This window comes from Leucobacter sp. NPDC015123, from assembly GCF_043080205.1.
GTDB lineage: Bacteria > Actinomycetota > Actinomycetes > Actinomycetales > Microbacteriaceae > Leucobacter > Leucobacter aridicollis_A.
The window spans coordinates 645,339-667,745 of sequence record NZ_JBIBVH010000001.1; the positions used below are offsets into that span (position 1 = coordinate 645,339).

At 65.2% G+C, this 22,407-nt stretch carries 22 protein-coding genes; 7 read left to right on the forward strand and 15 right to left on the reverse strand.

Going from position 1 to position 22,407, the window contains the following annotated elements:
* Positions 1-54 precede the first annotated feature (54 nt).
* On the forward strand, positions 55-1,020 hold the full coding sequence (locus tag ACF07D_RS02995; protein WP_391503823.1) for a carbon-nitrogen hydrolase family protein: 966 nt from the start codon (positions 55-57) through the stop codon (positions 1,018-1,020).
* On the opposite strand, the gene ACF07D_RS03000 is transcribed toward ACF07D_RS02995, so the two are convergent.
* From ACF07D_RS03000 to ACF07D_RS03015, 4 genes are all read right to left on the reverse strand, one after another.
* Positions 1,017-1,673: a response regulator transcription factor gene (locus tag ACF07D_RS03000; protein WP_391503824.1), complete on the reverse strand. Its 657-nt coding sequence runs from the start codon at positions 1,671-1,673 to the stop codon at positions 1,017-1,019. The genes ACF07D_RS02995 and ACF07D_RS03000 overlap by 4 nt on opposite strands.
* Positions 1,673-2,683, reverse strand: a complete 1,011-nt coding sequence (locus ACF07D_RS03005) for a sensor histidine kinase (protein ID WP_391503825.1) — start codon at positions 2,681-2,683, stop codon at positions 1,673-1,675. The genes ACF07D_RS03000 and ACF07D_RS03005 overlap by 1 nt, the downstream gene beginning before the upstream one ends.
* A gap of 73 nt (positions 2,684-2,756) precedes the next feature.
* Positions 2,757-3,965 carry an FtsW/RodA/SpoVE family cell cycle protein gene (locus ACF07D_RS03010; protein WP_391503826.1) on the reverse strand — a complete coding sequence of 403 codons (1,209 nt, stop codon included), beginning with the start codon at positions 3,963-3,965 and terminating at the stop codon, positions 2,757-2,759.
* Between the two features lie 13 nt (positions 3,966-3,978).
* Positions 3,979-5,316: an LCP family protein gene (locus ACF07D_RS03015; protein WP_391503827.1), complete on the reverse strand. Its 1,338-nt coding sequence runs from the start codon at positions 5,314-5,316 to the stop codon at positions 3,979-3,981.
* Positions 5,317-5,485: 169 nt separating this feature from the next.
* On the opposite strand from ACF07D_RS03015, the gene ACF07D_RS03020 reads away from it, so the two are divergent.
* Entirely contained in the window at positions 5,486-6,793 is a 1,308-nt protein-coding gene (locus ACF07D_RS03020) for an MFS transporter (RefSeq protein WP_255809173.1), read from the forward strand.
* Here ACF07D_RS03020 and ACF07D_RS03025 read toward each other — a convergent pair.
* Positions 6,790-8,577: an acyl-CoA dehydrogenase gene (locus ACF07D_RS03025; protein ID WP_391503828.1), complete on the reverse strand. Its 1,788-nt coding sequence runs from the start codon at positions 8,575-8,577 to the stop codon at positions 6,790-6,792. The genes ACF07D_RS03020 and ACF07D_RS03025 overlap by 4 nt on opposite strands.
* Positions 8,578-8,749: 172 nt before the next feature.
* Between ACF07D_RS03025 and ACF07D_RS03030 the strand changes: the two genes are divergently transcribed.
* Positions 8,750-9,424, forward strand: a complete 675-nt coding sequence (locus tag ACF07D_RS03030) for a TetR/AcrR family transcriptional regulator (protein WP_391503829.1) — start codon at positions 8,750-8,752, stop codon at positions 9,422-9,424.
* A gap of 28 nt (positions 9,425-9,452) precedes the next feature.
* On the opposite strand, the gene ACF07D_RS03035 is transcribed toward ACF07D_RS03030, so the two are convergent.
* Positions 9,453-9,815, reverse strand: coding sequence for a helix-turn-helix domain-containing protein (locus ACF07D_RS03035; protein ID WP_119283299.1), 363 nt, complete (start codon positions 9,813-9,815; stop codon positions 9,453-9,455).
* A gap of 22 nt (positions 9,816-9,837) precedes the next feature.
* On the reverse strand, positions 9,838-10,473 hold the full coding sequence (locus ACF07D_RS03040) for an NAD(P)-dependent oxidoreductase (protein ID WP_391503830.1): 636 nt from the start codon (positions 10,471-10,473) through the stop codon (positions 9,838-9,840).
* Positions 10,474-10,696: 223 nt separating this feature from the next.
* Here ACF07D_RS03040 and glsA point away from each other — a divergent pair, with 223 nt between their 5' ends.
* Together glsA and ACF07D_RS03050 are read left to right on the forward strand one after the other, a co-directional pair.
* Complete coding sequence (gene glsA / locus ACF07D_RS03045) at positions 10,697-11,701, forward strand: glutaminase A (protein WP_391503831.1); 1,005 nt, start codon at positions 10,697-10,699, stop codon at positions 11,699-11,701.
* A 4-nt stretch (positions 11,702-11,705) separates the two neighbouring features.
* Entirely contained in the window at positions 11,706-13,394 is a 1,689-nt protein-coding gene (locus tag ACF07D_RS03050; RefSeq protein ID WP_391503832.1) for an MFS transporter, read from the forward strand.
* 54 nt (positions 13,395-13,448) lie between these two features.
* Here the strand turns inward: ACF07D_RS03050 and ACF07D_RS03055 are convergent, their stop codons facing one another.
* From ACF07D_RS03055 to ACF07D_RS03090, 8 genes are all read right to left on the reverse strand, one after another.
* Complete coding sequence (locus ACF07D_RS03055) at positions 13,449-14,630, reverse strand: amidohydrolase family protein (protein ID WP_391503833.1); 1,182 nt, start codon at positions 14,628-14,630, stop codon at positions 13,449-13,451.
* A gap of 72 nt (positions 14,631-14,702) precedes the next feature.
* Positions 14,703-15,311: a signal peptidase I gene (locus tag ACF07D_RS03060; protein WP_391503834.1), complete on the reverse strand. Its 609-nt coding sequence runs from the start codon at positions 15,309-15,311 to the stop codon at positions 14,703-14,705.
* Positions 15,312-15,375: 64 nt separating this feature from the next.
* The gene (locus ACF07D_RS03065; RefSeq protein WP_391503835.1) at positions 15,376-16,083 is read right to left on the reverse strand and encodes a hypothetical protein; all 708 of its coding nucleotides are present in this window, start codon (positions 16,081-16,083) and stop codon (positions 15,376-15,378) included.
* 70 nt (positions 16,084-16,153) lie between these two features.
* Positions 16,154-17,515 (reverse strand): RCC1 domain-containing protein, encoded by a 1,362-nt coding sequence (locus ACF07D_RS03070; RefSeq protein ID WP_391503836.1) that lies wholly within the window; start codon positions 17,513-17,515, stop codon positions 16,154-16,156.
* On the reverse strand, positions 17,512-18,138 hold the full coding sequence (locus tag ACF07D_RS03075; protein WP_391503837.1) for an LPXTG cell wall anchor domain-containing protein: 627 nt from the start codon (positions 18,136-18,138) through the stop codon (positions 17,512-17,514). The genes ACF07D_RS03070 and ACF07D_RS03075 overlap by 4 nt, the downstream gene beginning before the upstream one ends.
* Complete coding sequence (locus tag ACF07D_RS03080; RefSeq protein WP_391503838.1) at positions 18,135-18,728, reverse strand: hypothetical protein; 594 nt, start codon at positions 18,726-18,728, stop codon at positions 18,135-18,137. Before ACF07D_RS03080 ends, ACF07D_RS03075 begins: the two co-directional genes overlap by 4 nt.
* Positions 18,718-19,347: a hypothetical protein gene (locus ACF07D_RS03085; protein ID WP_391503839.1), complete on the reverse strand. Its 630-nt coding sequence runs from the start codon at positions 19,345-19,347 to the stop codon at positions 18,718-18,720. The genes ACF07D_RS03080 and ACF07D_RS03085 overlap by 11 nt, the downstream gene beginning before the upstream one ends.
* 74 nt (positions 19,348-19,421) lie before the next feature.
* Positions 19,422-20,042, reverse strand: a complete 621-nt coding sequence (locus ACF07D_RS03090; RefSeq protein ID WP_391503840.1) for a hypothetical protein — start codon at positions 20,040-20,042, stop codon at positions 19,422-19,424.
* A gap of 403 nt (positions 20,043-20,445) precedes the next feature.
* Here ACF07D_RS03090 and ACF07D_RS03095 point away from each other — a divergent pair, with 403 nt between their 5' ends.
* Together ACF07D_RS03095 and ACF07D_RS03100 are read left to right on the forward strand one after the other, a co-directional pair.
* A complete protein-coding gene (locus tag ACF07D_RS03095) occupies positions 20,446-20,970 on the forward strand; it encodes a VanZ family protein (RefSeq protein WP_391503841.1) in 525 nt (174 codons plus the stop codon).
* 67 nt (positions 20,971-21,037) lie between these two features.
* Positions 21,038-22,405 carry an APC family permease gene (locus ACF07D_RS03100; RefSeq protein ID WP_391503842.1) on the forward strand — a complete coding sequence of 456 codons (1,368 nt, stop codon included), beginning with the start codon at positions 21,038-21,040 and terminating at the stop codon, positions 22,403-22,405.
* Positions 22,406-22,407 lie beyond the last annotated feature (2 nt).

The window sequence follows — 22,407 nt, forward strand, 5'->3', positions numbered from 1 at the left end:
GCCAGAGCCCAGTTCCCTCACCGGCCACGTGCCACCGCATACCAAGGAGCATCAATGACGCATCACACCGTCGCCATCGTCCAGTATCCGCCAGTTGTGCTCGACCTGAAAGCGTCGATTGCGCGCGCGGTCGACCATGTCTTAGAGGCAGCTGATGCCGGCGCACGCCTCGTCGTGTTCCCCGAAACCTGGCTGACGTGTTACCCAGCGTGGGCGTTCGGCATGGCCGGATGGGACGATGCCGAAGCCCGCCACTGGCATGCCCGGCTGCTTGCGGAGAGCCCGGTCATCGGCAGGCGAGCTGACTCCGAAGACGAACTTGCAGACCTCCGGGCAGTTGCCGCGAACCGGCAGGTGACTATCGTCATCGGCTTGAACGAGAGATCTGGCAGCGGAGGCACCCTCTACAACAGCATTCTCACGATCGGCCCAGACGGCTCAACGCTCAACCTCCACCGGAAGCTCGTGCCCACTCACTCCGAGCGAATCATTTGGGGGGCGGGAGACGCTGCCGGACTCCGGGCGGTCGACACCCCAGTTGGCTTGGTTGGTGGCCTCGTCTGCTGGGAACACTGGATGCCGCTCGCCCGTCAGGCACTGCACGCCACCGGGGAGGAAATCCATATCGCAGCATGGCCGGAAACAAGTGATATTCACCAGGTGGCAGCTCGGAGCTACGCGTTCGAAGGGCGCTGCTTTGTGCTCTCGGCTGGACTGTTCCTCGCAGTTGAAGACCTTCCGGAGACGCTCCGTGAGCCGTTTCGGATCGGGGTGGGCCCGGAGGCTCCCACCTCCGGCCTCCTCTTCGACGGCGGGTCGTCAATCATTGGCCCAGACGGAAACTACGTCGTCGAGCCAGTGCGCGGCCGACAGGGAATCGTGCTTGGCGACATCGACTTGAGCGCGATCGATCGCGCTCACCACGATCTCGACGTCGTCGGGCACTCGGCTCGCAACGATGTCTTCGAGCTGAAGGTCGACGCCCGCCGGCGCGAGGGAGTCGTGGTGCAGCGCGACTAACCGAGCCGGCCGAGCCTGTACCCTCGCCCGCGGACAGTCTCGATGAGGTCTTTGTCGGTCTTGCGTCGCAGGTAATGCACGTATGTTTCGACGGTCGTGTCGCGCTCCCCGTGTGCGAATACGCGCGCGAGCAGCTCCTCGCGTGAGAACGTGCGGCCAGGTTCGGCGACGAGCACCGAGAGCAGGGCTGTCTCGGTGCTCGTGAGCTGCACGCTCCCCTCGTACGGGGATTCGATGCGTTGATCCTCCGGCGAGAATTCCCACCCGCCGATGTCGTAGCGCGGGCCCGCGCCGTCGTAGCGGCGGGTGAGCGCGCGAAGCCTCGCGTTCAGTTCTTCGAACTCGAAGGGTTTCACGAGGTAGTCGTTGGCGCCTGCGTCGAGCCCTTCGACCCTGTCATGCAGTTCGCCAAGCGCGGTGAGCAGCAGCACCGGAGTCTCCACCCGCCGGCGCCGCAGTTCGCGCACCCACTGTTCGCCTGCCATTCCTGGAAGACCGCGGTCGACGATCACCACGTCGAACTGTGTCGCGGCCACGCGCTGCTCCGCGTCCTCGGCGTTTGAGACAAGCTCAACATCCCAGTGCGCGGCGAGCACGTCGCGCATGATCGGGCCGAGGCGTGGGTCGTCTTCGACGATGAGTAGCCGCAGCACTACTGCCTGCCATTCGTGTCAGCGAGCGGGAGGGTGAGCTCGAAGGTAGTGCCACCTGGCCCCGAGTTCGCGACGCGCACGGTGCCCCCGTGTGCCTCGCAGAGTTCGCGCACGAGGGCGAGTCCGATGCCGCGGCTCGTGCGCGCGGCGCCTCGGGCAGTTGCCGGCTGGGTACCCTGCGCGAACCTGTCGAACACGCGGTCGGGGGTGATGCCCTGTATCCCATCGCCGGTGTCCTGCACAGTCACGACCGCCTCGCCGCCGCGCGCTGTGCCTGTGATCGTGATGACGCTTCCGGCGGGGGCGTGGTCGAGCGCGTTGTCTGCGAGGGCGACCAGGCAGCGCCGCACCGCCTGCACCGGGGTAGCGACGACGAGGTCGTCGCTTTCAGCCACGAGCGTCACGCCGTACGGCTTGGCGACCTCGCTGAGGTCGCGGGCGACTGTGGCTATGGTCTCGGCGAGCGGCGCCGTTCCCGATTCGTGTGGAGCGCCAGATGTCGTCGTGAGCATCGCGTCGATCACTTCGGCCATGATCCTGGCGTCTTGCCTGAGCTCGAGCAGCACTGCGTGACGCGAGTCCCCGGGTGGGGTGAGCGCCGAGAGCTGCTGAGCGCGCGCGTCGATGACCGCGAGCGGCGTGCGAAGCTCGTGGCTCACGTCGGCGACGAAGCGTCGCTGCAGCCGAAACGCCTCATCCAGCGGGTAGACGGCGCGGCGCGCGATGAGGCGCGCGGCGAGCCCGGCGCAGATGATGGCACCGGTAGCGAGCAGGGCTGTCGCGAGGATGAGCTCGCCTGGGTCGAGCCGCACCTCGATTTCCCCGGGCTGGACTGGCTTCGCTACTTCGGATGGTGTCGTCTGCCAGAACACGAAGGCGAGGATCACGCCGCCGCCAATCACCACGAGCGCCGCGCACACCGCCATGACCTGCCAGCCGATCTGTGAGGCGGACCGGCGGTAGGCCTCTTCGTCAGGCCGCGGCCGCGGGTGTGTGTGCGCTCGCGCCATCTGTGCCCTCCCCGCGTCGAGGCCATGCATCCGGCCCGCGTACCAGTGTTGTCTCAACCTTCGCACGTTTCGGTCACTTCGCGCGAACGCCCTGGGCTGGGGCTGCGTGCATGCCAGCCTCGCGCACGCATGAGAGCGCGACCCCAACCGCGAGCAGGAGGGAGAGTAGCGACGTGCCACCTGCCGAGATGAATGGGAGCGGAACGCCGAGCACGGGCACGAATCCAAGCACGACGGCGATGTTCACGATCATCTGCGCTGACACCCACACGGCGAGCCCACCGAACACCGCGCGCGCGAACGGGCTGTCGGTGCAGGTGCCAAGCGCGAGCAGCACTGCGGCGAGCGCGACGAACAGGGCGATCACTGTCGCGGCGCCGACAAACCCGAGTTCTTCGCCGAGGATCGCAAAGACGAAGTCGTTCTCGGCCTCGGGCAGCCAGTGCCACTTCGCTGTCGAGCCGCCAACGCCGGTCCCGAAAAGACCGCCCTGCGCGAGCGCCCAGAACCCGTTGAGCGTCTGCCAGCACCCCGCGTACGCGTGCTCGGCGTCGCGCAGGCAGTCAACTTCGAAGAAGTGCATGATGCGCACAACCCTGTTGGGCTTCATGAGCGTCATGGCTGCGATGCCGATGGCCGCCACTGCCGCAATTCCCGCAAGGATTCGGAGCCGCACGCGCGAGAAGTAGAGGGACCCGAACACGAGAGCGGCGAGCACGAGCAGCGTGCCGAGATCGCCGCCGAGGATGTTGATGAGCATCGACGCCGCGACGACGGGCAGGATCGGGATCGCGACGTGCACCCATTCGCCGAGCAGCCGGCGCTTCGCGGCGAGCACTGCCGAGACCCAGACGAGCAGCACGAATTTCATGAACTCTGCTGGCTGCATCGATATCGGGCCGAGCCTCAGCCAGTTCCGGTTGCCGCCGGCTTCGTAGCCGAGGGGCGTGTAGACGAGGATCTGGAGGAAGAAGCCAATCGCGAGTAGTAGCCAGGAGTATCGGCGCAGCGTCGCAGTCGGCACTCTGCTGATCGCAAGCATGAGGCCGATCCCGATCGCCGCGTACGCGCCCTGCCTGAGCACGCCTCCGAGCGGGTTTCTCCCAGAAGAGATCGCGGCGACCTGGCTCGCCGACTGCACCATGAGCACTCCGACGGCGACGAGCAGCAGCACGATTGTGAGGAGCGCGATCGTCAGCGTGCGCAGTCTCCCGCTCCCGGCCGGAACGATTCCCGGCCTCGTGACACGAGGCTCGTCGAGGACGACCCGCTGCTGCCGCACGTGACGCCCCCAGTCAATTCACACAGGGGATCGAGCCCGCCCGAATGGGCTCCTCCCACGAGTCGTAGCGGGCGGTACCGGGGGCTTGCGGTTCGTCAGCCGACTCCTGCGTGACGTCGTCGTCGGGTGCGTCAGTCTCTTCGGCGTCGGCCGCTGGGTCGGCCACCTCGCCCACTGCCTCAGCTGTGCCGTCTGCTGCCTCTTGCACCTCTGGCTCGAAGTAGCTGCCATCGAGGATCGAGGCGACGAGTGCCTGCACCTCGTCGATGTCGACGATGTTGACGTCGGCGCCGCCGATATTCTCGAACCCGACGATTGGCAGTGTCACGAACTCGGCTCCCGTCTGCGACACCTGGTGGGCGATCTTCAGAAAGCCAAGCACGTCGAACTCGGAGTCGAGGGCCACGTGCTTCTGCGTCACGTCGACAAGCGACCACACAGTCTTCGGGTTCATGAGCGTGCTCTTCTGCTGCAGCTTGTCAGTGAGCGAGATCATGAACGCCTGCTGGCGGCGCGACCTGTCGAGGTCGGTGAGAAACGGGCCGTCGTACCCGGTGTCGCGACGCTGTCGCACGAAGCTCATCGCCTGCTTGGCGTCGATCTCTTGCACCCCGGCGTCGAAGTTTGCGCCAGAGAACGAGTCCTCTGTCGCCTGGTTCAGGCACACCGAGACAGGTGCGACGGCCTCAGCGACGTGGTAGAAGCCACCCATTGTCATCTCGACGAAGTGATCGATGCGCACGTCACCGAGAAAGTGTGAGACTGTCTCGATCTGGGCTTGGCGGCCTGCAGCGCGCGCCTGCTGATACAGCTCGTCGTCCGAGAGCGGCTCCTCGCCCCACGACAGCTCGTTCATCTTCTCTTGCATGGCGAGGCCGTAGGCCTCCTTGATCTTCGAGTGGGTCACGCCGAGCGGCGCGCCAGCAATCTCGACGTAGTCGTCGCGGGGGATCGAGATACCAACTGTCTTCGATCGGTCTTCGGGGATGTGCAGCAGCATGAGCACGTTGGCGTTGTAGCCGCCGTCGTCTGCGCCGCCAGCGTGCAGCGCCTCGTAGACGCCGTCGGGGAGCGGGTTGCCATTCTGGTCAACGCGACTGTCCATACCCATGATGAGGATGTTCTGTTCGCCCGGCTCTGGTGCGACCTCTTCGACCTGCGGCAGTACGAAGTCAGAGCGAACGATGCTGTCGGTTGCTTGGTGATAGGCGAAGACGATCGCACCGCCCGTCGCGACGAGCGCTCCCGCGACGGTTGCCGCGATCACGATCGTCAGGCGCTTGCGCCGACGCCGGCTCATGCGAGGTCTGCCCGAGCGGGCGGGTGTCTCAAGCAGGGGTGAGTTGTGCATGTGGATCCGTTCGGTACTCGGAGCAGAAATCACGTGGCGGGGCCGCCCTCCGGAGGTTTCGTCCCCGCCACTGATCCAGGTTCCCCCGTGCGCGCCAAGAATTCTCCAAGGAAGGGCGCCTGCCCACGCCCCCTTGGGCATAGCTGGCGCATTGATACAGTGTGGTCTGATGAATAGCGTCGAGGTGCCTGAAGACAAGCCACGGAAGTTCGGGGCCCTCCTCGATCGTCGGACGGGGCCGTACATCGGCGGCGGAGCCCTCTCGATGATGGCCGACAACGTCGAGCACGTGCTCGCCTACTGGGTGCTCTGGCAAACATTCCACTCCCCCTGGCTCGTCGGGTTCCAGATCGTCAGCCACTGGCTGCCATACCTGCTCTTCTCAGTTGCGGCCGGAGCGCTCGCTGAGCGTTTCGACCCCAGGCGCGTCATCCAGGTGGGCCAAGGGCTGTTCATGGCGGTCTCTGCAGCCTGGGGCGTCCTCTTTTTCACAGGCAGCCTCGAGCTCTGGCACGCATGCGTGCTGCTCGTGCTGCACGGCATTGCCGGCTGCCTGTGGATGCCTGCCGAGCAACTGTTGCTCTACAGGTTCGCCGGCCCCAAGGAGCTGCCCGGCGCAATCCGCATGAATGCGACGTTCAGGTCGCTTGCGTTCCTCGCCGGCCCGGTCGTCGGCTCGGCGCTCCTGCTGAGCATCGGTCCGGCCGCCGGCATGTTCGTGAACATCCTGTTCTATCTGCCGCTCACACTCTTCCTGTGGTTCGTGAAGATTGACAGGCGAGACCCCGAGGCGGCGGCTTCCGAAGCCGAAGCACCCCGCGCGACCGAGAAGCCGATGACGTTCTTCTCAGCGTTCAGCGTCCTCGGCACAATTCGGCGTGACCGCGAACTGCTCGGCATGATCCTGCTCTCGGCACTCAGCGCTGCGACGATCGGCGCCGTGATCCAGAACGCAATGCCAGAGTTCGCAGAGGGGCTCGGCGCAGGCTCCGCGGGCCTCGCCTACGGCGTCCTGCTGTTCGCGAACGGAGCCGGCGGAGTGCTTGGCGGGTTCCTGCTCGAGGCCACCGGCCGCGTCCCAACAACCGCTCGCACCGCGGTGGTTGCCGCTGCCATTCTCGGCATCACAACCGTGGTGTTCGCGGCGAGCTCGATCTACGCGCTCTCTGTCGCCGCGCTCCTCGTCGGGGGTGTCGCCCGCATCACCGCGGATGCGACGGAGATGAGCATCGTGCAGCTACGAGCCCCCGACGACGAGCGCGGGCGCGTGATCGGCGCCTACACAATGTTCGGTCCAGGCATGATGACGTTCAGCGGTCTCAGCGTCGCGGTGCTCGGCTCCCTGTTCGGCCTCCGCGGATCTGTGCTCTTTGGCGGCACCGTGCTCACGCTCGGTGCAATCGTTCTCGGGTTCTTCATCCTGCGGCCGGGCCGCGCGGTGGAACCCGCTGACGAGCTCCCCGCAGCCGACAGCTAGATCAGTGCCTCGTCGAGGTCGACGAGCTGCCTGTCTTTGGATGCGAGCAGATCGAGGTCTGCGTCAACCCGAGGCAGCACGTGCGTGATGAAGAACCGCGCCGTCGCCCGCTTTTCCGCGGCGAACGCCGGGGTGGCGTCACCGAGCGCCCCGAGCTGATCGAGGAACAACCAGGCGACGACGATGTCGCCCACCGCCTCCAGATAGTTGGCGGCGTTCGCGAGCGCTGTCGTCGGGTCGCCGTCGGCCCAGAGCTCGCGGGTGACACCCTCCACCCGATCGACTCTGGCTGCGACGGGCGCCGCAAGTTCAGGTTCAGTCGCCGCTAGCCTTTCGCACGTCTCGCGCATCCGGCCGAGGAGATCGGCAAACCCCGACCCGCCGTGAAGCAGCACCTTGCGTCCGAGCAGGTCAAGCGCCTGGATCCCGTGGGTTCCCTCGTGAATCGGGTTCAGCCTGTTGTCGCGATAGAACTGCTCGACGGGAAAGTCGCGCACGTAGCCGCTGCCTCCAAGCACCTGAATCGCGATGTCGTTCGCCGCGAGGCCCCACTGCGACGACCAGCTCTTCGCGATGGGCGTGAGCACATCGAGTAGGAGCGCGAGCGCGGCGCTCCTGTGCGGATCGGTCTCGGCCTCGCTCTCGTCGAGGAGTTTGCCTGCGTAGAGGATCAGGGCCGTGCCGCCCTGCGCATATGCCTTCGCGAGCATAAGCATGCGCCTGACGTCAGGGTGCCTGATGATCGGCACTGCTGGGGCTGCGGCGTCCTTCGCGCCAATCTCTTTTCCCTGGATCCGCTCACGCGCATAGTCGCGGGCGTGTAGGAAACCCGTCGTCGCGAGTGCAACCGCGGAGGCGCCGACGCCGAGGCGTGCCTCGTTCATCATGAGGAACATGTAGTGCAGGCCGCGCCCCTCTTTCCCGATGAGGTACCCGACGGCCCCCGGTTCGTCGCCGACCGGAAACGCGCCCGAGCCGTAAGCGAGCGCGGTGTTCACCGTGCCGCGGTAGCCCATCTTGTGATTCACGCCGACGAGCGCCACATCGTTGCGCTCGGTGAGCGCGCCTGACTTACCGAGCCAGCGCGGCACGATGAAGAGCGAGAGGCCCTTCACGCCCGGGCCACCCGTCCGGGCGAGTACCAGGTGCACGATGTTCTCCGAGAGCTCGTGGTCGCCCGCCGAGATCCACATCTTGTCGCCACGCACCCTGTAACTGCCGTCGGCCGATCGAGTCGCGCCCGTAGTGAGGTCGCCAAGCGCGGAGCCGATGCCAGGCTCGGACAGGTTCATCGTGCCAAACCAGCTCCCCTCGAGCATGGGCGGCAGAAACTTTGACGCGAGTTCCTCTGAGGCGTGCTCGCGAATCAGGTTCGCTGCCGCCGTCGTGAGCAGTGCGTAGGAGACTGTTCCAACGTTCGCCGCCTGGAACCACATGAACGCTGCCCGGTAGACGACGGCCGGCACCTGAAAGCCACCGTGTGAGGCGTCCATCGTCGCGCCGAGAAACCCGGCCTCGGCGAAGGCACCCAGTGCGGCCTCAACCTCGGGGATGAGCTGCACCTTGCCGTCCACGAGCGCTGGCTCGTTGAGATCAGCCTTCCGGTTGTGGGGCGCGAAGTACTCCTCGGCGAGCTCTCGGGCGAGGCCGGTAAGGCCCTCGAACGTCTCGCGACTGTGCTCCGCGTAGCGCTCGAAGCGGCTCAGCGACTCGACATCGAGCCAGTCGTAGAGGCAAAAGTCGATTTCGGCCTGATCAAGAATCAGCGATTTCTTATGCTCCATGCCGCGCTCCGTCCACTGCAACCACTGCGTTACGCACCCACCCTACACAAAAGTAAAGTTGACGTCACTTTTATTTATGCGGAATGGTGACACGTGACGTGTGTGCACGCCGGGTACGCTGTCTCGTGCCGTAAGTCGCGGCACACCCTCAACGAGTGAGAGCGGGCAACACATGGCGCAGCACCCGGGCGACAGCCAGGCCGATCAGGCCGCGACGCCAACGCCGCTTCCAGCGACACCGAAGGGGCGCGATACGCGGGCCCGAATCACGGCCGCTGCCGAGGCGCTGTTCGACGAGCGCGGCTACGCGAACGTGCGCATCGCAGACATTACCGCGCGGGCGGGTCTCACGACTGGCGCGTTCTACCGCTACTTCACCGACAAGCACGAGCTCACGCTCGAGCTGTTGCGCGACCTCACGGTCGAGGTCTTCGAGTTCATTCGGATACCGCTCGATGCGGCAAACCTCGTCGCCTCGGTCACCGAGTCGACGCAGAAGTACTTCGAGTTCTACGAACGCCACCGCGCGCTCTTCGGCGTCATCGTCGAGCTGTCACAGACAGACCCCGAGATCGCCGAGATCTGGACGTCGTCGAGGCGAGCGTTCTACGACAGAATCAGCGGCGCACTCTCGAGGGCATCGCTTTCGGCGCACATCAGAACCGACCTCGACCTCGGCCTCGCGGCAGAGATGCTCGGCAGCATGACTGAGTTCTACGCCTTTCAGCGATTCGTGTTGCGCGATCCAAGCGTCGCCGGCCGGCCTCTCGACGAGGCGAGCAAGACACTCGCAACGATCTGGCTTTCAGGCATCTCCGCAGCCGGGCAGCACGCGCACACTCCGTAGGGAGCCCGTGCACCCGAGCAGCTAGGGCTTACGTCGCGTCAAAGCGTTCCCGCGCAGCCAGCACGTCCGACGCATGCTGGCGCGCCCAGGACTCGACCGCGAGGGCGACTGGGCGAAGGCTCTCCCCCGCACCGGTCAGACTGTAGACGACACGCGGCGGGATTTCGGCGAAGGCCTGCCGCTGCACGAGCCCGTCGCGCTCGAGCGCCTTCAGCGTTTGCGAGAGCATGCGCGGGGAGATGCCGGCGACACTCTGCGAGAGCTCCCCGTAGCGTGCGGGCCCGTCGGCGAGGGCGCCAATGATCAGCACAGTCCAGCGATCGCCGATCCGATCCACGAGTTGCCTGCTCGGGCAATTCGGGTCGTATGGGTCGAACTGGGGCTCGTTCATCTTGGCGCCCTCTCCGGTGAATCTAGTATGCGACGCCGAAGCGCTCGCGGCGATGCTCGCCGCGTTCGATCTCGTCGACGTAGGCAATAGCGTAGTCGGCACCCGAGATTGTCGACGACCCGTCGGGTGCGGTGAGGAGCACGTCGCCGCCAATGCGGAACTCACCTGTGCGCTCACCCGGGTTCCACGACCCAAACTCTGCGGCGGGGCTGACGTAGAACCAGTCGAGCTCGGCGGGGGCTTCGCGGAGCGAATCGAGGATCGCACCGTGTGCCTGCGCCTCGGGCAGGTACGCCTCTGGGAAATCAGGAGTATCGAACACCCTCGGGCCGTTCTCGGCAACTCGAAGTGAGCCGGCGCCTCCAACAAAGCTCAGTGTTGCCCCGTGCGCGACCGCGCTCGCGATCAGATGCGGAAGGGCGGTCGCCAGCGGGGGCTCGCCCTGAGCGTGCAGCGCAACAACGAGGTGATCGGCGCCTGCTGCGACTTCCTCGACGAGCTGCGCATCGAAGATCGACCCCGCTCGGACAGCGACCGCAGCCGCCTCACCGTCGGCGCCTCGCGAGACTCCGAGCACGTCATGCCCGCGCTCGGCAAGCTCGCGCGTGATGGCTCCGCCTGCGTACCCTGAATACCCAAACACTACAACTCTTGACATTGCTTCCCTTTCATCGTTTTTACTATCGAAAGTATAGTTACTTTTGAATCTATAGTTCTGGCAGTTTCCTGAGACCACTGCACGTGGTGGGCGCCGCACGCAATCATCGCCACGGGGAAGAATTTCGATGACACAATGAGCGCATTGGGTCTACATTTAGCTTCACGGCGCGAGTGCACAGTCAAGACACTGAGCGTGCAGCGCCCTGACTCGAGGGAGAGCGATGAAGCTCGACATTGCACACGTCGCGCAGCGCGCAGCAACCGGGCTCCTGCCTGAAGACTCACGGGTTGACGCGCTCATCGCCGACGCGTTTGCACACGCGGCGACCCATTCCGAGGGTGCTGTCGCGGACTACATCCCTGCCCTCGCGAGCGCCGACCCGACCCTGTTCGGCCTGAGCCTCGTTGACGTGCATGGTGAGGCTCACGAGGCCGGCGACTCGGGGGTCGAGTTCTCAATACAGTCGATCTCGAAGGCGTTCGTGTACGCCCTGTTGTGCGACGAAGTCGGCCATGAAGAAGCGCTCGCGACAGTCGGAGTCAATAACACAGGATTGCCGTTCAACTCGGTCGTTGCCATTGAGCTCAACGATGGGCACCCGCGAAACCCGATGGTGAATGCCGGAGCGCTCGCCACAACCGCCCTCATTCCGGGTGCCGACGCAGAAGCACGGTGGCTCACGATTCAGCACGGCCTGTCCCGGTTCGCGGGCAGGCGGCTCGAGCTCGACGAGGCCGTCTACCAGTCTGAGATGGCGGCGAATCAGCGAAACGCGGCCATCGCGCAGCTCCTCGAGAGCTACGGTCGTATCAGGCAAGACCCCTCCGAGGTTGTCGATGTCTACACGAGACAATGCTCGATCCTGGTGAGTGCGCACGACCTCGCGGTGATGGGTGCAACCCTGGCCGACGGCGGCGTCAATCCTGTCACTGGCGAACGCGTCGTGTCGGCAGAGGTCGCCCGCGACACGCTCGCGGTCATGACTGCGTCAGGGATGTACGAGAACTCCGGTGAATGGCTCTTCGAGATCGGCCTCCCTGGCAAGTCTGGTGTCGCTGGCGGAATCGTGTGCGTCGCACCGGGTAAGGGCGGCATCGCAACGTTCTCGCCACCGCTCGACGCCGCAGGCAACAGCGTCCGCGGCCAGATCGCCACCGCATACCTCTCTCGCGCGCTTGGGCTCAACCTCTTCGCGTCTGCTTCTCACTTCACACCGAAGGAGTAACACAATGTCAGCACCCTCAGCACACACCCCCGCCCACGCTGCCCCCGACGACGCCACCCAGGGGCTCCCCGACTCGCAGCTGGCGGACGCACCCGACGAGCGGAGTTCGTGGGTGCCCATGATCGGGCTCTTCCTGGCCCAGATCCTCATGTCGTACAACGTCGCGGCGCTCCCCGTCACGCTCGGCGGCATGGTGAGCGACTTTGGCGTGCCCGCGACCGACGTGAGCACCGCCATCGTGACGTACGGTCTCGTCGTCGCCGCGCTCGTCATGGTCGGCGCGAAGATCGGGCAGCGAGTCGGTTGGGTGACAATGTTCAGGATCGTGGTTGCGATCTTCGCGGCGTCGGCACTCACAATGATTCTCGCGCCGAGCGTCGGCTGGGTGATTCTTGCGCAGGCCCTCGCCGGTGCGTCCGCCGCGATCATCGTGCCAAGCCTTGTCGCGCTCATCGCCGAGAACTACAGGGGCGCACAGCAGGCGACAGCCATTGGCTCCCTCGGCTCGGCACGCGCGCTCGCCGGAGTGACAGCGTTTCTGCTCGGCGGCACCCTCGCCACGTTCGTGGGGTGGCGGCCGGTATTCGGCGTGGTGCTCCTCATCGCCGTCGTGGTGTTCGCGCTGAGTTTCAGGCTGCGGTCTGACCGCGGCGACGCGCGTATCGCAATCGACGTTGTCGGCGCGCTACTCATCGGCGCTGGCATCGTCTCGCTCACTCTCGGCGTGAACAACCTCAACCGGTGGGGCCTCGTCCGCGCAACTGACGACGCACCGCTGTCGATCCTCGGCCTCTCCCCCGCGCCCGTGCTCATCGTGGCGGGAATCATGTTCGTGCAGGGGTTCTTCGTCTGGACCCGGCGACGCACGAGCCTTGGGAGGGAACCCCTCGTGAGTCTCGCGGTGTTTGGGTCGCATCGTGAGCGCGCTGCGATCTACGCAATGTTTATCGTGGTTGCCCTCGAAGCGGCCCTGAACTTCACGGTTCCGCTATACATCCAGATCGTTCAGGGTCGCACCCCGTTCGACACCTCGCTCGCGATGCTTCCGTTCAACCTCACGGTGTTCGTCACAGCGACCCTCGTCGTCAGGTTCTACACGAGGTTCTCGCCGCGCACAATCGGGGTGTTCTCGTTCGTGCTCACCACGGTCGCCCTCGCCTGGCTCGCGCTCGTCGTCACGAACAACTGGGAGACCCTCCCCACGATCCTCGGCTTGTTTGTCTTCGGCGTCGGGCAGGGTGCCCTCGTGACGCTCGTCTTCAACGTGCTCGTCACCGCGGCGCCGAAGGAGCTCGCGGGCGACGTCGGCTCCGTGCGCGGCACCACCCAGAACCTCGCGAGCGCGGTGGGCACGGCCGTGGCGGGGGCACTGCTCGTTGGGATACTGAGCGCGAACGTGACCGCAGCGATCGCGAGCAACGTCGAGCTCACCCCCGAGCTCGTGGCACAGGCAGACATCGACTCGCGAACCTTCGTGCCGAACGATCAGCTCGCCGCCGCGCTCGAGGGCACTGATGCGACGGATGCTCAGGTCGAGGCATTCATCGAGGTCAACGAGCAGTCGCGGCTGCAGGCGCTGAAGCTCGGTCTGCTCATCCTCGCGGGCGTGAGCGCCATCGCGATCGTGCCGGCAAGCCGCCTCCCCAACGTGAAACGCCACGAGGTGCCCGACCTGAGCCCGGCAGACAACTAACGCGGAGGCGAGGTGCTCGTCAGCGGGTCAATCGCCCCGCGGCCAGACCTGCGGCTAGATCTGCACCTCGCCGCCCTCGACAGCGACGACCCCGCCTGCGACGACAAGCTCACGGCGCGGGCTTCGCATGAGCGCGTCCTGCGGGTTCTCGGCGTCAAGCAGCACGATGTCGGCGCGGGCTCCCACAGAAATGTCGTGGGTGACCGCACCGACAAACCCACCCGCTCGGCTCGATGCGACCTCGACCGCGTACTTGAGTTCGGCGTCGCTTCGCAGCCCGTGGAGCCTCGCGAAGGTTTGCGCGATCCTGAGCATGTCGCCGTCTCCGTAGGGCGACCACAGGTCGCGAATTCCGTCTGTGCCGAGGCCGAACCTCAGGTTTTCGGCCCGCATCTGTGCGAGTGGAAGCGGGGCCGAGCCGACGGGGGCCACTGTCGACCAGGTGATCCCGGCGCCTGCAAGTTCCGTCACCGTCTGCTCGACCCTGTCTGCAGGCAGGGTGCCCAGCGCGAACCCGTGCGACACGTTGACTCGCCCTTCGCGGGAGAACTCTCGCGTGCGGTCGATGATGAGCTCGTATTCGAACCAGCCGAGCGAGCCGCCATCGTGGAGGTGGATGTCGATGCCGCAGTCGCGATCGGCAGCGATGCGAAAGAGCTCGTCGAGCTGGCCAGCTGGGTCACGGTCGATCGCCGCCGGGTCGAGGCCTCCGATGTGCGCGACCCCGTTCGCCGCAGCCTGGTCGAGCAGGTCGCGCACGCCCGGTCGCCGGAGCACCCCATCCTGCGGGAACGCGACGATCTCGACGTCGACGGCTCCGCCGAGCACGTCGACCGCTCGCTGCACGGTCTCGATGCCCCGGAGCCCGGTGCCGAGGTCGACGTCGACGTGTGTGCGAACCCGCGTTGTGCCGTGCCTGAGGAACTCACGAAGCACGAGCACTGTTGAGTCGAGGCTTGGAATTCCCAGGCTGTCGCGCTCTGCGCGTTCGTGGGCGATTCGACCCTGGGTGCCCGCTTCTCCGCCGTACGGGACCCACGGTTTGCCCCACCAGCTCTTGTCGATGTGCGCGTGGGCGTTCACAAACCCCGGCAGGGCGAGGAGCCCGCGGCCGTCGATGATGCGCGCGCCGCTGCCAGTCGAGCTCTCAACCACGCCAGTGATCGTGTCGCCCGAGATTTCGATATCGACGGGAGCGCCGCCCCAAGGGCGGACCTGAGTGAGTACGAGATCCATGCACCGATGGTATACCAAAGTCTTCGTTAGGGGCGACCCCACTGAGGCCGGTCTCGCATTCGGCCCACCGCGCTACACGCGCGTGGCCCGCGATGCGGCCTCCCGCGTGGAGGTCCCGTCGAGATCCACCTCGCCGTGCGCTCCCTGCCACTGCGGCAGCGCGCCGTCCTCTGCCCTGGTCTGGTCTGCCTCCCCTGCGCCCGCCCGCCGCTCGGGGTTCCACAGGAACGCGACGACAACCGCAAGCCCAAACACGACAATTCCGGTGATGCCGAACGGCGTTCTGAAGACGCCAGCGACATACCCAGCCCCCGGGACCGTCGCAACGATCTTCCCGACCGTGCGCACTGTATACGGTTGCGGGTCATCGGCCGCGTTGGCGTCGCCCCGCATGGTGATCTCCCAGTTCTTGAACTGCTGCTCGATCGACGTCACGCGGTGCGTCACGAGACCGGCGTCGTTCGGTCGCTGCACGGTCACAATGTCTCCGACAGCGACCTCGGCCGCAGAGACCTCCTTCGCCATGAGCAGCGCACCTGTCGGAATCGTCGGCTCCATCGAACCAGACACAACGATCTGCGGCTTGAGACCGAACGCCAGCGAGGCGCCAAAAACGAGAATGCAGAAGGCCCCAACGAGCGCGGCAATCGTCAGGATCGCCGAGCGAATCCGTACCATCATGTGTGTCTACTTTCCCCTCAGTTCGGGCCGTTGCGCCCGTGGGTGCGCCGCGTGGCGCACCCGACTACTTCGATTGCGCCGCAAATCGAACACGAAGCGCAGTTTGGCCGCCGTTGTAGTCGGCGGTTTCGACTGCGTCGACGTAGTGCATGAACACCTCGATTGTGCGTTCAGCACCGGCAGCGCCAGCCACGTACGCGTCGCCCTGCTCGAGCGCATCGGCTCCGCGTGCGGCGAGCTCGCCTACGGCGGCAGCGGCCTGCGCGAGCGGCACTCCGTTCTGCGGGGCTTCAGGGTCGCCGAATATCACGTCGCCCGAGTCTGAATCTACTGCCGAGAAGCGGATGAACTTCGTAATGTTTGGCGCGCTTCCGACCGCGCCGTCGCCGATTGCCTCCACGACAAGACTCAGTTCACCAGTGTAGGTCTTGGAATTATTGAACACAGGCACTGCCGCCGAAATGGTGCGGCCAGGCACGAAGCTCTCGGCGTTCGGGATCGGCCAGTCGATACCGGCATCATCGTCAGCCTGTTGGACGGTTCCGTCGGCATCGACGAGGGCGATATCAAACTTGGATGACGAGCCGATACCCTCGCCGCCACCGCCAAGGTTCACGTTCGCGAAGTCAGAGTACGTCGCCCAGGTCAACAGCGCACCGCCGCCAAGCAGCACCCCGCCAGCAAGCGCCACCCTGACGAGGCCCTTACGTGTGGGGCGTCGGCCGGCCATGTGCGCACCGCGTTCAGTTGCAGCGTGACGGAACGGTTTCATGATCTTCCCTTGCCTGAATCGATAACTTGATTACGTGGACGCTCCCGGAGGGAGCATGCGGCCGTGCACATCAGTACACCTCCGTCACGCGGATGCCCGGAAGCACGAGCGGAGTGAACGTTGCCCGCCGCTCGGTCGAGCCAGAAATGGCTCCCTCACTTGTCGACCCCCACCCGATAAGCACGGAGTCGGCTCGCGTGGCGTAACTCGTGTCGCGCGAGCCACCCACGGCGATGATGTCCCGCAGCGGCAAGCGGATCGGCGCTGTTGCATCGGTCTGCCCCTGCCCCGTCTGCCCGTTCGGCCGGATATTGCCGGAGGCTTGCCACGACGCGTTGTCGCCCCAGCCCCACACTGTGCCTGTCTCGTCGAGCGCCGTGAAGTGATAGTTGCCGGCTGATATCTGGTGCACGGCGGCGGGAAGCTCAACCTGCTTGATCTCGCGCGCCTCAGCAGTGTTGCTCGCTGGTCGACCAATCTGCCCCTCGGCCCGGTTGCCGAAAGTGTAGACCTCGCCGGCGGCGGTGATGAGTGCCCCCGCCTGCCTGCTCGACGTGATCGTCTGAATACCGCAGGTGTCGGCGGGGTCATCGACGGCAATCGCAGGCCCCTCGCAGCCCACGGCAAACGGGGCCATTTGCGTGACCAACTCGGGCGTCGGGTTGTTGACGACGGTTGCCGCACCGTTTTCGCCCTGATAGCTCCGGCCCCACCAGTAGACCTCGTTGTCGCGAGTCACGACCCACGTCAGCCGCTGCCCGACATGCATCGAGTGCGCGTTCTCCATCACCAGGTAGGGCGAGTGCGGGCCGCGTGACTCGGTCGTCGATCCGTTACCCGCCTGCCCGTACTGACCGGAACCCCACGTGTACACCTTGCCGCTCTCGGTCAGAGCAGCCATGGTTGCCCGCATCGAACCGAGGTCGATGACCCGCTCGTTGTCTGGGAACTCAACCTTCTGCGGGGTCGCCCGATAGTCGCGGCTGCCTGTCGTAGAGCCGATGCCGAGCCGCCCGAGCTTGTTTGATCCCCAGGTGTACACCTCTCCAGATTCAGTGAGCGCCCCGAACGTGCCATAGGTCTCGCTCAGGTCAGAGGCCCCGACGACCTTCGTCACGTCGCTGAGCCCGAAGACTGGTTTTGGGCTCTCATCGCTGACGTTTTCTTGGCCGTTCCCGCTCATTCCGTAGCCCTTGTACCCCCAGATCCACACGTAGCCGCCCGAGAGCGCGGCCGAGGTCGCGGTGAACTGGCTCGAGACCGCAAGGTACGTCGCAGGAGCCGTATACGTGTCTTCCACCGCAGTTGCCGAATCAGTGTAGGCGGCACTCGTCGGGGCTGACAGCAGCACACCGCCGGTTGCGATCGCTGTGATGCCAACGAGCGCGACAGCACCGGCTGTCCGCCAAAGCTTCACCGTGCGGCGACTCATGAGTTTCCCTTCCGATCTTCAGTCGAATTCACACGCCGTCTGCTGACGAGGAGGCCGCCTGCGGCAACCGCTGCCGCGCCGACAGCCACCCACAGCCACGGGCCCGCAGCGCCGGTGTCAGCCATGCCTCCGCCGCCGGCTCCGCCACCTACATCGCGTGTGGCTGCAAGCTGCACCGTGAACGTGCCAGATGCCCCCTGGTATTCGTTTCCGGCCGACCGTGGCAGCGACACCTCGCCAACAACGGTGAGCTCTCCGCGGGCGGGAAGCGGCGCCAGCTGCGCGAACTCCGCGTCGAGCAGCACGCCCGGAGCGCCAGCTAACGACACTGGCTGACCGGCGGCCCCAACTGCAACTTCGCCAGGGACGGGCCCCTCAAAGAGGGCGCCCTCAACCCGTGAGATCCGAACGAAGACCTCCGTTGACTCGCGTGTTGAGTTTGTCACGGCGAACTCCCACGCCGAGGAATCGCCAGGCGCCGGCGCTTCGACAGTGATGAGCTGCTCGTCGATCACGAGAAGGTCGCCGTCTCCGGCGGTTGCGGTCGCTGCGGCTGGCGCCAACACGCTGACTGCAACACCGAGGCTCAGCACTGCGGCAGATTTCAGCAACGCGCGGCTCATCCCGAGACCCCTTCTACGTGAAACCCAATTCGTGTGTCTTTGCCGAAGTAGTAGGGCGTGCCGAGCCCCGATGGGTAGGCGAACTGCAACGCGACGGTTCGATCTTCTCCCGCCGGCCAGGCATCAAGCGTCATGACAAGGTCGGCAACAGGGATCGCGTCTGCCACACGCACCCCTTCCGTATTCCATGCGGTGACAAGGAGAATGTCGAACGGGTCGCGACGAACCCCGTCATCGTCTGGCGGCGGCTGCGGAAGCATCGACGTGAGTGTCAGCGAGAGCGTTCCGCTATCGGTCGTTCCGGCGTTACGAAGCACAAGCTCGGTTCGATGCAGCGGCTCGCTCCCCACTTCATTGATCGGCGGCAGATCCGACGCATCAAGTTCGTAGGGCTCCGGGTTTCCCTGGTGGGTGTTTCCGTCGGCGTCAGCGAAGGCGATGTCGTATGTTCCGCCGCTTGCTGAAAACTTCACTGTCGCTTGGTCGAGATATGCGGCCGCCGTGACTGCGGCTCCGACTCCGAGCAGTGCCCCGGCTGCGATCAGCACGCGTACCTTGCCGGTTCGCGGCTCACGTGTTCTACTTTTCACTGCCACTCACCGCCTCGAATCCGAACTGAAGTTGTGTGCTTGCTTGCTGCCAGCGATCGTCGACCTCCCGCGGCAGCGAGATCGCGACGTCGATCACGTGCACGTCTCCCGGGGCAAGCGTCTCGGGCCACGTGTAGGTTCGTTCTGCCGCTGTGCCTGCTCCGGCGGCAGTGAAGAATGTCGCGCCGTTGTCCGAGAGTTCGAACTCGAGTTTGTCGAAGAGTTCGAGGTAACGCCCGGTCACCGGGTCGACCGCGTCGCCCATTGGGTCGGGGTCGCGCAGCTCAAGAGTGAGGCCGCCATGCACTCGAGGACTCGCATTCTTCACTGCGATGCGCACGTGCTTGGTCGCGCCCGGCGGCAACTCAGAAGAGTCGCCGAGGTCAATCAAAAATGGCTCGTCGTCTGCCTGCACCCACTCGCTCGGCGCGGGCTCCCACCCGGGTTCGAGGCTGCCCGAGACGACGATGTCGAACGTGTTCTCTGATCCGTCGACCTGCGCGTGCAGGTCGGCAAAGTCGGTGAAGAACGCGGTCGTCACCAGCGCGGCGACGCCGAGTAGCCCGCCGCTCGCAACGCCGAGCTTGGCCTTGTCGGCGCGTAGTGTTCTCACGGTCATCTGGGTGCCTCTCGCTCAACTGGACGTAGTGCGCCCTGGCCCGGGCAGGAGGATGCCCGGGCCAGGAGAGGAGGCTAGTTGGAGGACTCCGCCTCGAACTGCGCTTGCACGAAGGCGCTCTTTCCCTGCAGCGCATTGTTCGCCGCAGCGCTGCCCTGGTCAAGCAAGGTCACTGCGACCTTCACGCTGCTCTCGTCCGCGGCCGCGAGCGTGGCCAGGCTGAGCGCGTTCACTGCCGCCTGCGTTGCGTTCGTCGCTACGTCGGTGCCGTCTACGGTGATCGTGTAGCGCAGCTGCGAGGCGTAGTCTGCGTCCGAGCTCTTGCCAGGCACGTCACCGAGCGTGAGCGAAAGATCGGCAGACAGCTTGGGGCTGTCGTTCAGCACCGGAATGTCAACGAAAATCGTGTCGCCGGGGGTGATCGTGTCGGCGCCTGTGAGCGCGATGTCGACGCCCTCGGGGGTGTCTGCCTCCTGCCAGGTTCCTGGAACTGGCACGCCGTCAGCGTCCGTGCCGACAACCATGATGTTGAACGTGTTGTCACCGCCGCCGATGCCACCGCCTGTGCCGTTGCCCAGGTTGAGATTCGCGAAGTCGGTGAATGCCGCCGCGACTGCGAGCGCGCCAACGCCCAGCAGCGAGCCCGCCGCGATGAGTACTCGTTTCCTCCCCGACTTCTGGTTTACCTTGGTCATTGCTTCTCCTCTTTCAGTACGCGGCCGTTCCCGGTGCACGGTGCACCTCGAGTGTTCTGGCACGGTGGCGCAAAGCCAGTGCGATCCGTGCTGATGGCCACGACCGAAGCTAGGCCAGCCGGCGATGGAGGTTCAAGGCCAAGGGGAACCGATGAGGTATATCTGAGTACGGCACCCCTCAGATTTGAGTGAACCACCATTCACTTCTGTGCAGAACAGCACCAGAACTGGTGTAGCCCAAGGAATCGCCTTCAATTGCCAAAACGTTCCAAATGGGCGCACAAAATAGTCTCGTATGCTGGTGCACGCGGAGCCTGCAATGAGCCGCCACGCGCCCCCGCTAGGCTGGTGTTCTCGAGTGCACACGCGCGCAAGGCCCGCGACCCGCAGCTAAGGAGACGACGTGCTCGCTACGTTTCTCGTTGAGTACCCGTGGCTCACACCCGCAGTGCTGGCGGTGTTCATTGTCGCCAGCCCGATCCTCACTCGGTGGCTTAGGCCTCGCCGCGGGCTCACGCTCGGTCTTTTCCTCGCATCGACCGTGGTCGTGCTTGCCCTTGTGCTCGTGCCGACGGGTCGAGATCTCACCGCAGGCTGCTTGGTCGAGTGGTCGATCCCGTACCCGAAGGCCGTTGAGCCGTTCGCGAACGTGGCGCTCTTTGTGCCACCAGTCTTCCTCGGAGCGCTGCTGCTTGGTCGCCCGCTCCTCGCGGCCGCGTGTGGGGTCGCAGCATCGGCGCTCATCGAGCTCACCCAGGCGCTGCTTCCTGCGCTCGGGCGCAGTTGTTCGACTGGCGACTGGCTCGCGAACTCGATCGGGGCGCTCATTGGGGCGGCTATCGCGTTGCTCGGAATCAGACTGCACGCGCGCCGCAGAACTTACGTCATTCGCCCTATGGAAACGACGCGGGAGCCCCCACACAATTGAGATGTTGGGCGACGCATGCCCGCTCGTATTGTTCCTCGGCCGCGCGCCGAAGTGTGAAAGGCCGATGATGTCCACTTCATCTCAGACAGGGTTGCAGGCGAACGCCGCCGCCCCGAAACTCGTCAAGACGCTTGGACTGACAGGGGCCGTCGGCTTCGGCCTCGCCTACATGATGCCGATGGCGTCGTTCACGACCTATGGCGTGGTGAACACCATGACTGAAGGCGCAATCGTCACCTCTTATGTCGTGACGCTCATCGCGATGCTGTTCACGGCTTCGAGCTACGCCTCGATGGCGGGCGCTTTCCCGAAGACAGGTGCCGCGTACACATACACGCGCAGGTCACTCGGCGGCCACGTTGGGTTCCTCGGCGGCTGGACGATCCTGCTCGATTACGTGCTGCTGCCGATGATGGCGTACCTCGTGATCGGTATCTACATGGCCGCCGCGGTGCCTGCAATTCCGCAGCAGGTCTGGATCGTGATCGCCATCGTCGCCGTCACCGTGCTCAACTCGCTTGGCGTGAAGCTGCTCTCGGGCGTGAGCAACGCGATCGTCGCGGCGCAGGTTGTGTTCGTCGCGCTCTTTCTCGTACTCGCTTCGACAACCGCCGCCGGTAACGACATCCCGTCGGTGTTCGACGTCGTGTTTGGCGGCAGCACTGACACGGCCCTCATCCTCGCCGGTTCAGCGGTGCTCTGCTACTCCTTCCTCGGGTTCGATGCGGTCTCCTCGCTCGCTGAGGAGACGAAGAACGCGACCCGAAACATCCCTCGCGCGATCATGCTCGTCACCCTCATCGGCGGCGTACTCTTCATCGTCGTCTCCGCCCTCTCGAACCTCGCCGTGCCCGATTGGACGAGCTACCAGAGCCCCGACGCCGCAGCGAACGACGTCACGTTCGCGGTTGGCGGCAAGTGGTTCGAGGTGTTCTTCACCGCAGCGTTCGTGGCTGGCTGCTTTGGTGCCGTGATGGCGCAGCAGGCGACGGCGTCGAGGCTCTTGTTCTCGATGGGCCGCGATGGCGTGCTGCCGCGCGCGATCTTTGGCACGCTGCACCCGAAGTTCAAGACGCCAGTGCGCGCGACTGTGTTCATCTCACTTATCGGCCTGGTCTCGCTGTTTATCGATATGAACGCCGCAGCCTCACTTATCAACTTCGGTGCGCTCACCGCGTTCTCGCTCGTGAATCTGTCAGTCATCAAGCACTTCTTCGTCGACAAGAAGCGTCGCGCCGGCCTCGATTTTGTCCGCTTCTTTGTGCTGCCACTCATCGGGTTTGCGCTGTCGGTGTGGCTCTGGACGAGCCTCGACGCGTACGCCATGACTGTCGGGCTCATCTGGCTCGGACTCGGTGTGATCTACCTCGTGTGGCTGACTCGCGGCTTCCGTCGCACACCGCCCGAGCTCGAGCTCAACAACGCGGCGGAGTGACC